Below are 10737 nucleotides of genomic sequence, written 5' to 3'. Positions count from 1 at the left end.
ACATGAGGACCTCCGGTTTTGCGGTGACGGAACTAGACACCCATCACTTCGCCCGGAGGTCCTCCCTCATGTCAACAAGGTCCGTGGTCAATACACCTAGGACGAGCACCTCGACTGAGCGCCTAGGACGAACCCCGGGGCGTCCCTCCGGGCCGGCTCAGCGCGTTCCGTCGCCGCCCACGGCGAGTCCCCGGCGGGTGACCTCGTCCTTGGCCGCCGCCAGGGTGGCTGCGAAGCCGTGGGCGCCGTCGAAGCCGCCGCCGCGCAGCGTGTCCGCCACCTCGGCCACGGCGTGCAGCCCCGCCACCATGCGGCCGGCGACGTCGTCGTCCACGCGCGGCAGCAGCATCGTGAGCTCCTGGTGCTCCTCCGCCTCGGCGTGGCGCGAGACCGCGTCGGCCAGCTCGGCAAAGGTCTCCTCGAACTGCGGGGTGTCCACGTCGAACTGCTCGAGCTGCTGCACGAGCGAGGTGGCCTGGTGCTCCTCGTCCACCCGGTCCTTGGCCACGGACGTCCCGTCCGCGACGGCCATGAGGGACGGGTGCAGCACGAGCTCCTCGACCGCCTCGTGCGCGGCCAGGTAGTCCTGGAACGACCGGTAGGCGCCGGCGCGCTCCGCCCCCCTGCCGTCCTGCACGGCGCGCACGAGGCTCGTGACGTGGCCGTGCTGCTGGTGGACGAGCGCGGTGACGGCGTCGTGGGGACCTGGCATGGGGCTGCCTTCCGGTGGGGTGCCTGGTGTGCCGGCCGCCGTGGTGGCGAGCAGTGGCGTGTGCGTCGTCCTACCCGAGCGGTCGGGCAGCGAAACGGCACCGGCGCCGTCACGCTCGCGCTCGCGTCGTCGCGCCTCGGCGAGGACCTCCGCGATGTGGTGGGCCTGCCGGCCACCGGCGAGCTCGGCCACCTGGGTGCGGCAGCTGAAACCGTCGGCCAGGACGATAGCGTCGTCGGGCAGGCGGTCCAGCGCAGGGAGCAGGCCGTTCTCGGCCACCTTCCGGCTGGTCTCGAAGTGCCCCCGCTCGAACCCGAAGTTGCCTGCCAGCCCGCAGCAGCCCGACTCCAAGGCCGGGACCTGCAGCCCCATGTCCGAGAGCAGCGCCGCGTCCGCTTCCCAGCCCAGCACGGCGTGCTGGTGGCAGTGCACCTGCGCGGCGCCGTCGACGCGTCGCGTGCCGCCGTCCCCGTCGCCGTGTCCCTCGTGGTCGCGGTCGGCACTCGCGTCACCGTCCTGCCGCCACCTCGGCGCCTTCCAGCCGGGCGAGTGCTTCCCCAGCAGCTCGGCCAGCGTGACGGTCGCGTCACGCAGCCGCGCCACCTCCCGGTTGTCGGGAAGCAGCTCGGTGCCGTCGCTGCGGAACACCGTGGTGCAGCTCGGCTCGAGACCGACGACCAGCGCGCCCTCGCTGATGTGCGGCCAGAGCGCCGAGGCCGTCCGCGTGAGTGCGCGCCGGGCGGCGCCCAGCTGCCCTGTCGAGATCCACGTCAGGCCACAGCACAACGCCTCGTCCGGGACGACGACCTCCCAGCCCGCCGCCTCGATCACCTCGACCGCCGCGTCCGCGATCCAGGGGTGGAAGTGGTTGGTGAACGTGTCCGGCCAGAGGACCACGCGGCCACGGCTCCCCCGGCCCGAGCCACCCGCGCTCGACCGGTCCCGCTCCCCCCAGTCGGCCTGGAACGTGCGCTCCGCGAAGCGGGGCGCCTGCCGCGCGTCGAGCCCGGCCATCCGCTCCAGCAGCGGTGCCACCCGTGACCCGCCCACGGCGTTGGCGACGCGCGCGAGCCCGACCCGGTGCACGGCATACGCCGCGAGCGGGAGCCAGCCGAGGGTGTAGTGGGACCGCGGCCGCAGCCGGTGCCGGTAGTGGTGCGAGAGGAACTCGGCCTTGTAGGTGGCCATGTCCACGTTGGCAGGGCAGTCGCTCTTGCACCCCTTGCACGACAGGCACAGGTCCAACGCGTCCCGGACAGCGGTCGACCGCCAGCCGTCACGGATCGTGCCGTCGCGGTGGCCGTCGAGCATCTCGAAGAGCAACCGTGCCCGCCCGCGCGTGGAGTGCTCCTCCTCGCCGGTCGCCTGGTACGAGGGACACATGACCGACCCCGCCTCGTGGCCGTGCTGCCGGCACTTGCCGACGCCGACACAGCGGTTCGCGGCGTCGACGAACGAGCCGCCGTCGTGAGGGTAGGCGAACTCCGGCCGGCCCATCGGCCGCGGGACCCAGTGGCCGCCGAGCCGCAGGTCCTCGTCGAGCCGGCGCGCGCGGACGACCTTGCCGGGGTTCATCCGGTTGCGCGGGTCGAAGACGTCCTTGAAGGCCTCGAAGAGGCCGACCACCTCGGGGCCGAACATGATCGGGAGCAGCTCGCCGCGGCTCTGGCCGTCGCCGTGCTCCCCCGACAGCGAGCCGCCGTAGTCGCTGACCAGGTGCGCTGCCCGCTCCATGAAGCGTCGGTAGTGGGCCACGCCCTCGTCGGTGTACAGCCCGAACGGGATCCGCGTGTGCACGCACCCCTGCCCGAAGTGGCCGTAGAGGCTGGGGCCCGTCTCGCCCTCGTAGCCGAACTCCTCGAACAGCTCCCGCAGGTCGTGCAGGTAGTCGCCCAGCCTCTCGGGAGCGACGGCGGAGTCCTCCCAGCCCTCGAAGGTGTCCGCGTGGTGCGGCACGTGCGCGGTGGCCGCCAGCCCGGACTCGCGCACCAGCCACAGCTCGTGCTCGGCGTCGGGGTCGTCGAGGAACTTCACCTGCGGGTCGTGCTCGGTGTCCCCGAGCGCGTCGAGCATGCCCTGCGCGCGCCCGTCGGCCTCCTCGGTCGTGGCGCCCCCGAACTGGACCATGAGGTAGCCGGTCCCCTCGGGCAGCTCGCGCATCGCCTTGGCGTTGAGGTGCTTGATCTCGTTGTCCACCAACAGCTTGTGGTCCAGGCCCTCGAGCGCGATGGGCTCGTGCTCCACGATCGCGGGGACTGCCCTCGCCGCCGCGACGATGTCCTTGAAGCCCAGGACCACCAGTGTCTTGTGGTCCACGACCGGCACCAGCCGCAGCTTGGCCCGCAGGACCGTGACGAGGGTCGACTCGCTCCCGACGAGCGCCTTCGCCAGGTTGAGGGAGTTCTCCGGCAGGAGGCTGTCGAGGTTGTAGCCCGAGACGCGGCGCGGGATGTCGGGGAAGCGCTCGCGGATGAGGTCGGCGTGGTCGGCGGCGATCGCGCGGGCGCGCCGGTAGACCGACGCGCGGAGGTCCCCGTGCCGCTCGATCTCGGCGTACTCCTCCTCGCTCGTCTCGCCGCACCAGAAGCGTGTCCCGTCGTAGAGCAGCACCTCCAGCGCGACGACGTTGTCGACGACCTTGCCGGTGCGCTGGGCCGTCGCGCCGCAGGAGTTGTTGCCGATCATGCCGCCGAGCGAGCAGTTCATGTGGGTGGCCGGCTCGGGGCCGAACCGGAGGTGGTGCTCGGCCAGGTCGGCGTTGAGCCGGTCGAGGACGATGCCGGGCTCGACGACGCAGGTGCGTTCCCCCGGGTCGACCTCGAGCAGGGCGTTGCAGTGCTTCGACCAGTCGATGACGACCGCGGTGTTCGTGCACTGGCCGGCCAGGCTGGTGCCACCCCCGCGGGAGAGCAGGGGCACGTCGTGCCGGCGGCAGACGGCCACCGCGGCGGCGCCCGCCTCCACGGTGCGTGGCACCACCACCCCGATGGGCACCCGACGGAAGTTCGAGGCGTCGGTGGAGTATGCCGCGCGGCTGCCGGCGTCGAACCTCACCTCGCCGTCGACCTCCCGCCGCAGGTCCCGCTCGAGGGCCTCGTACGTCGCCGTGCTCGAGCCCGTCGTCCGGGTCGTGGCCGTCGTGGGGTTCGCTGCCATCGGGGTCTCCTGTCCTGCGCCGGTCGCTCCTGGGACCTACCCGTGCCGGGTCCGGCGCAACCCGGCACCGGAGGTCAGGTCCTGCCGATCGGCCAGAGGCCGTCGTCGTGCACCTCCCCGGCCGCCTCGGCGAAGGCGATGAGGCCTCGGGTGAGGTCGGCCCGGTCGGCAGGGTCCATGCGCTGCAGCACCCGTCGCATGGCGCGTCGGCGCCGCTGCATGATGCCGTCGAGGACGTCGTCGCCTGCCCGCGTCAGGCGCAGCAGCACGTGACGGCGGTCGGTGGGGTCCTCGAGGCGCTCCATGAGTCCGCCGCGCACGAGCCGGTCGCACACCCGCGTCGCGTTGGAGGGATGGATGTCCATCCACTCGGCGAGGGCGCTGAGGTTGCAGTCGGGGTGCGCGCGGGTGAGGACGAGCATGCGGACCTGTGCCGGGGTCAGGTCGGTGTCGGACCCCTCCACCGTGACCGTCACGAAGGCACGTGCGGCCCCCATGGCCGCATCGAGCTCGGCGGCCCTCGGTGCCGGCCTGCGTGGGGTCCGGAGCGCGCGTGCGGACGTGCCCATGCGGGTCTCCCTTCGGCTACCACGGACGGACGGCCCGCTCGTGGAGATCCTCATCATGGTGCAGTCGTTGCGCACTTGCAATGATTGCGGTTCGACTTGCGACTCGAGCAGCCTTGCCGTTGCATCGAAGACATGTCCTCAACGCAGACAGTCGTCGTCACCGGCGCCACGGCGGGGATCGGCCGGGCCACAGCCATCGCGTTCGCTGCGGAGGGTGCACGCGTCGCCCTCCTCGCCCGGGGCAAGGACGGCCTGGACGGCGTCGCCCGCGAGGTCGAGGCGGCCGGTGGGAAGCCCCTGCCACTGTCGGTCGACGTCGCGGACGCCGCGGCCGTCGAGGAGGCGGCCGAAACCGTCGAGGCCCGGCTCGGCCCCGTCGACGTCTGGGTGAACGTCGCGTTCACGTCGGTCTTCGCGCCGTTCCACGAGATCACCGCCGACGAGTTCCGCCGGGTCACCGAGGTGTCGTACCTAGGCTTCGTCCACGGCACGATGTCCGCGCTCAGGCGCATGCGGCCCCGGGACCGGGGAACCATCGTGCAGGTCGGCTCGGCCCTGGCCTACCGCGGCATCCCGCTCCAGAGCGCCTACTGCGGTGCCAAGCACGCCATCCAGGGCTTCAACGAGTCGCTGCGGTGCGAGCTGCTGCACGAGCGCAGCCACGTGCGGGTGACCATGGTGCAGATGCCGGCGGTGAACACCCCTCAGTTCGGCTGGGTGCTGTCCCGCCTGCCGCGGCACGCCCAGCCCGTGCCGCCCATCTACCAGCCGGAGGTCGCGGCCCGCGCTGTCGTGTACGCCGCCCACCACCCCCGCCGCCGCGAGTACTGGGTGGGCTCCAGCACCGCCGCGACCCTCGCAGCGAACGCCGTCGTCCCCGGGGTCCTGGACCGCTACCTCGGCCTGACCGGCTACGACTCCCAGCAGACCGACCAGCCCCGCGACCCCGACCAGCCCGTGAACCTCTGGGATCCCGCGGACGGCCGCGACGGCAGGGACTTCGGCACGCACGGCATCTTCGACGGCAGGTCCAAGGAGCGGTCCGTGCAGCTGTGGGCGTCCCACCACCACGGCCTGCTCGGCGCGGCCGGGGCGGCACTCGTGACCGCCGGGCTCGGGGCGTGGCTGCGCCGGAGCGCCTGATGCCGGCGCGACGCCCGCTGCGGGGCCTGGGCGCGCGCACGGGGGCCCAGGGCCCGCCACTCCCGCTGCGGGCCCTGGGGCTGCTCACGATCGCCCAGGGTTCGGCATACCTGCTCGGCACCCGGCGCCTGCTGGAGCTGGTCTCCGGACGCAGGCCAGCGACCGCCGAGGTGCCGGTCACCCGCGTCCTCGGCGCGCGCCTGGTGGCGCAGGGCCTGGTCCTGTGCCTGGCCCCGGCGAGCGAGCTCGCCCGCGTCGGCAGGCGTACCGCTGCCGTCGACGGGGTGCACGGACTGTCGATGGCAGCCCTCGCGGCGGCCTCACCCCGTCACCGCCCCGTCGCGCTCGCGAGCGCGGCCAGCGCCTTCACCTCGGCCCTCGCCACCTACGCCCTCGTCCCCCGTCCACGCCACAGGAGGTACCCATGAGCCAGACCACTGCCGACCACGTCCTCGCCCGGCTGCGCGAGTGGGGCGTCGACCACGTCTTCGGGTATGCCGGGGACGGCATCAACGGACTGCTGGCCGCCTGGGCCCGGGCCGACGACGCCCCCGCGTTCGTCCAGGCCCGGCACGAGGAGATGGCCGCGTTCGAGGCCGTCGGCTACGCCAAGTTCTCCGGTCGCCTCGGCGTCTGCACCGCGACGTCCGGCCCGGGGGCGATCCACCTGCTCAACGGCCTCTACGACGCCAAGCTCGACCACGTGCCGGTCGTGGCGATCGTGGGGCAGACGGCGCGCTCGGCGATGGGCGGGTCCTACCAGCAGGAGGTCGACCTCGCGACCCTCTACAAGGACGTCGCGTCGGACTTCGTCGAGACGGTCACCGTCCCCGAGCAGCTGCCCAACGTCCTCGACCGGGCCATCCGCACGGCCATGTCGGCCCAGGCGCCGACGGCCGTCATCATCCCCTCGGACGTCCAGGAGCTCGAGTACACGCCACCGGGCCACGAGTTCAAGATGGTGCCGTCCTCGCTCGGCGTCCGGTGGCCGACGGTGGCGCCCGACGACGCGGCGCTGCAGGAGGCGGCCGAGATCCTGAACTCCGGCGAGCGGGTCGCGATGCTCGTCGGGCAGGGTGCGCGCGGCGCCCGCGCGGAGGTCACCCAGGTGGCCGAGCTGCTGCAGGCCGGCGTTGCGAAACCGTTGCTGGGCAAGGACGTCCTGTCCGACGACCTGCCGTTCGTCACCGGGTCGATCGGCCTTCTGGGCACGCGCCCGAGCTACGAGCTCATGCAGGACTGCGACACGCTGCTCATCGTCGGCTCGAGCTTCCCGTACACCCAGTTCCTGCCCGAGCTCGGCCAGGCGAGGGCCGTGCAGGTCGACATCGACGCCGGCCGGATCGGGATGCGGTACCCCACCGAGCTCAACCTCGTCGGCGACGCCGCGACGACCCTGCGCGCGCTCATCCCCCTGCTGAAGCCGCGCGAGCGCGGGTCGTGGCGAGAGGACGTCGAGAAGGGCGTCGCGTCCTGGTGGGAGACGATGGCGCAGGAGGCCGAGGTGCCGGCCGAGCCGGTGAACCCCATGAAGCTCTTCGCCGAGCTGTCGAGCCGCCTCCCCTCGAACGCCGTCGTCGCCGCCGACTCGGGCTCCTCGGCCAACTGGTACGCGCGGCAGCTGCGCTTCCGTGACGACATGCGCGGCTCCCTCTCCGGGACGCTGGCGACCATGGGCCCGGGCGTGCCGTACGGCATCGGGGCGAAGTTCGCCTGCCCCGACCGGCCGGTGATCGTCTTCGCCGGGGACGGCGCGATGCAGATGAACGGGCTGGCCGAGCTCATCACGGTCAAGCGCTACTGGGAGCACTGGTCCGACCCGCGGCTCGTCGTCGCCGTGCTGCACAACAACGACCTCAACCAGGTGACGTGGGAGATGCGCGCCATGGGCGGCTCCCCCAAGTTCCCGGAGTCCCAGACGCTGCCCGACGTCGACTACGCCGCCTTCGCCGCGAGCCTCGGCCTGGCCGCCCGCACCGTCACCTCCCCCGACGAGGTCGGCCCCGCGTGGGATGAGGCACTCGCCGCGGACCGGCCGACCCTGCTCGACGTGCACACCGACCCGGACGTCCCGCCCATCCCGCCGCACGCCACCTTCGAGCAGGTGCGGAACTCCGCGACCGCGCTGCTCCGCGGCGACGAGGACCGCTGGGGCGTCCTGCGCCAAGGCCTGCGCACCAAGGCCAAGGAGGTCCTCCCGGGAGGTCACTCGTGAGCGCGGCCGTCGAGCGGCTCGACGCAGTCGCCCTGCGGCTGCCGGTCGACGCCGACGAGGAGACAGACGGCACCGCGCACTGGGACGCCACCACGATGGTGCTCGTCCGCGCGCACGCCGCCGGGGTGACGGGCACCGGCTGGACGTACGGCCCCGCCGCCTGCGCCGCGCTCGTCGAGGAGCTGCTCGCGCCGGTCGTCGTGGGCCGCCCGGCATCCGGGGTGCCCGGGACCTGGCTCGCGATGGTGCACGCGGCTCGCAACGCCACCCGGGCCGGCGCGGTGGGGTATGCCGTGTCGGCCGTGGACGTCGCCCTGTGGGACCTCCACGCGCGACTGCTGGGAGTCGCCGCCACAGACCTGCTGGGGCGGGTCCACGACCAGGTGGACGTCTACGGCAGCGGCGGCTTCACGAGCTACGACGACGACCGGCTCGCCGACCAGCTGGGCTCGTGGGTGCACGACCAGGGGATCCCCCGCGTGAAGCTCAAGATCGGACGGCCCGGCGGGGCGGACCACGCCCGGGACGTCGAGCGGATGCGCGTGGCCCGGGACACCGTCGGCGACGCCGCCGAGCTCTACGTCGACGCCAACGGCGCCTACTCGGCGAAACAGGCGGTCCGCGCGCTCGGGGCGGCTCAGGCCGCAGGAGCCGGCGTCACGTGGTTCGAAGAGCCGGTGTCGTCCGACGACCTCGCGGGCCTAGCACTCGTCCGGCAGCTCGTCGACGCCGACGTCGCCGCTGGCGAGTACGGCACCGACATCGGCTACTTCGAGACCATGTGCCGGGCGGGCGCCGTCGACTGCCTCCAGGTGGACGCCACCCGCTGCGGTGGCTGGACCGAGTGGCTGCGGGCCGCCGCGGTCGCGGCGTCGCACCACCTGGAGGTGTCGGCCCACTGCGCGCCGCACCTCCACGCGGCGGTGGCCGCCGCCACCCCGAACGTGCGGCACCTGGAGTGGTTCCACGACCACGTGCGGTTCGAGGACGAGGTGTTCGACGGCACGCTCGACCCCTCAGGTGGCAGCGTCCACCCCGCGTCGGACCGTCCCGGCCACGGGCTCACCGTGGACGAGGACGCCGTCGAGCGCCTGCGGGTGGCCTCGTGAGCTCGCCGGACGGGCCGCCGCTCTGGGCGGAGTTCCCGCCCCACTCGCTGCGCGACTATGCCCTGCTCGCCGACGGGCACCGGGGCGCGCTCGTCGGGCCGCGCGGCGACGTCGTGTGGCTGTGTGCGCCGCGCTGGGACAGCGACGCGGTGCTCGCGTCGCTGGTGGGCGGCGACGGCGGGTATGCCGTCACACCCGTGGAGCCCTGCGTGTGGGGCGGGTACTACGAGCCCGGCACGCTGGTCTGGCGTGACCGCTGGGTGACGCCGAGGACCGAGATCGAGTGCCGCGAGGCCCTCGCCTACCCCGGGGAACCGGACACGGTGGTCCTGCTGCGCCGGGTCGACGCGGTCGCCGGCCGGGCCGACGTGCGGGTGGTGCTGGACCTGCGCGCGCACTTCGGGCGCGAGCCCTGGCGTGACCTGCGCCGCCACGATGACGGCAGCTGGACGGCCACGGTCGGCGAGCACAGGATGCGCTGGCGCGGCGCCCCCGACGCGGTCGTCGACGCGGACGGGCGGCTGCGGGCGCACCTGTCCGTGGCCCCGGGCGAGCACCACGACCTCGTCCTCGAGGTCGGCCGGCTCGACGTCGGCCCGGGCGCCTCCCCGGACCGGCTCTGGGACCGCACCACCGCCGCATGGCGAGGCCAGGTCCCGGACGCCTTCGGGCACACCGCGGCCCCCCGCGACGCCCGGCACTCCTACGCCGTCCTGTGCGGCCTGACCCATCCCGCCGGCGGCATGGTGGCCGCGGCCACGCTCGGCCTGCCGGAGAAGGCCGACGAGTCCAACTCCTACGACTACCGCTACGTCTGGCTCCGCGACCAGGCCTACGTGGCCATGGGGTCGAGCGCCGTCGGCCGGCCCGAGCTGCTCGACAGCGCGGTCCGCTTCGCCACCGAACGGGTCTTGGGCGGCGGCCCGTTGCGCCCGGCATACCGGGTCGACGGCTCCGACCTGCCGCACGAGCGGCGCCTGGACCTCCCCGGCTACCCCGGTGGCACCGACGTCGTGGGGAACTGGGTGCGCGGCCAGACCCAGCTCGACGTGTTCGGCGAGCTGATGCTCATGTACGAACGCGCCGCCTCGCTCGACCGCCTCGACGGGGACGGGTGGCGAGCGGTCGAGGCGCTCGTGCAGCACGTCGAGACGGCCTGGGACGAGCCCGACGCCGGGATCTGGGAGCTCGACGACCACTGGTGGACGCACTCGCGCCTCGCCTGTGTCGCCGGGCTGCGCGCGGTGGCCCGGCACGCCCCCGGGTCGCAGGCGTCCCGCTGGGACCAGCTCGCCGCGAAGGTCCTGCACCACACCACCCAGCGCTGCCTCGCGCCCGACGGGTCGTGGCAGCGGGCGCAGGACGTGACCGGTCCCGACGCGGCCCTGCTGCTGCCGCCGGTGCGGGGTGCGCTGCCCGCGGACGACCCACGCACGCGGCGGACCCTCGATGTCGTGCGGCGCGAGCTCGTCGAGGACGGCTACCTGTACCGCTTCTTCGACGGCGACGACGGCGACGAGCGGCTCGGCGTGAGCCAGGGCGCGTTCACGATGTGTGGGCTGATGATGGCGCTGGCGCTGCACCACCAGGGCGACGACGTCGAGGCCGTGCGCTGGTTCGAGCGCAACCGGGCCGCGTGCGGGCCGCCCGGGCTGTATGCCGAGGAGTACGACGTCCAGCAGCGACAGCTGCGGGGCAACCTGCCCCAGGCGTTCACCCACGCGATGCTGCTGGAGACGGCGGGCGTGCTCGGCCGCTGACCCTGAGGTGGGCCGTGCAGCCGGGAAACGGGCCCGCACGGAACCGATTCGCCCTCACGTGAGGCTCAACGAC

At 73.5% G+C, this 10737-nt stretch carries 7 protein-coding genes; 5 read left to right on the top strand and 2 right to left on the bottom strand.

Annotation, left to right across the window (positions count from 1 at the left end):
* Positions 1 to 157: 157 nt before the first annotated feature.
* Positions 158 to 3868, bottom strand: coding sequence for an FAD-linked oxidase C-terminal domain-containing protein (locus ACFUC1_RS13060; RefSeq protein ID WP_379120380.1), 3711 nt, complete (start codon positions 3866 to 3868; stop codon positions 158 to 160).
* A 74-nt stretch (positions 3869 to 3942) separates the two neighbouring features.
* On the bottom strand, positions 3943 to 4437 hold the full coding sequence (locus tag ACFUC1_RS13055; protein ID WP_379120378.1) for a MarR family winged helix-turn-helix transcriptional regulator: 495 nt from the start codon (positions 4435 to 4437) through the stop codon (positions 3943 to 3945).
* A gap of 132 nt (positions 4438 to 4569) precedes the next feature.
* Between ACFUC1_RS13055 and ACFUC1_RS13050 the strand changes: the two genes are divergently transcribed.
* The 5 genes from ACFUC1_RS13050 to ACFUC1_RS13030 are packed head-to-tail and all read left to right on the top strand — an operon-like array spanning position 4570 to position 10664.
* Entirely contained in the window at positions 4570 to 5580 is a 1011-nt protein-coding gene (locus ACFUC1_RS13050; protein ID WP_379120375.1) for an SDR family oxidoreductase, read from the top strand.
* A complete protein-coding gene (locus ACFUC1_RS13045; protein ID WP_379120373.1) occupies positions 5580 to 6008 on the top strand; it encodes a hypothetical protein in 429 nt (142 codons plus the stop codon). The genes ACFUC1_RS13050 and ACFUC1_RS13045 overlap by 1 nt, the downstream gene beginning before the upstream one ends.
* Entirely contained in the window at positions 6005 to 7795 is a 1791-nt protein-coding gene (locus ACFUC1_RS13040; RefSeq protein WP_379120370.1) for a thiamine pyrophosphate-requiring protein, read from the top strand. Before ACFUC1_RS13045 ends, ACFUC1_RS13040 begins: the two co-directional genes overlap by 4 nt.
* The gene (locus ACFUC1_RS13035; RefSeq protein ID WP_379120367.1) at positions 7792 to 8904 is read left to right on the top strand and encodes an enolase C-terminal domain-like protein; all 1113 of its coding nucleotides are present in this window, start codon (positions 7792 to 7794) and stop codon (positions 8902 to 8904) included. The genes ACFUC1_RS13040 and ACFUC1_RS13035 overlap by 4 nt, the downstream gene beginning before the upstream one ends.
* Positions 8901 to 10664, top strand: a complete 1764-nt coding sequence (locus ACFUC1_RS13030) for a glycoside hydrolase family 15 protein (protein WP_379120365.1) — start codon at positions 8901 to 8903, stop codon at positions 10662 to 10664. The genes ACFUC1_RS13035 and ACFUC1_RS13030 overlap by 4 nt, the downstream gene beginning before the upstream one ends.
* Positions 10665 to 10737: the final 73 nt, after the last annotated feature.

Source organism: Pedococcus sp. NPDC057267, from assembly GCF_042668795.1.
Lineage (GTDB): Bacteria > Actinomycetota > Actinomycetes > Actinomycetales > Dermatophilaceae > Pedococcus.
The sequence above is the reverse complement of the archived record's forward strand: the minus strand, read 5'-3'. Positions and strand labels throughout refer to the sequence as shown.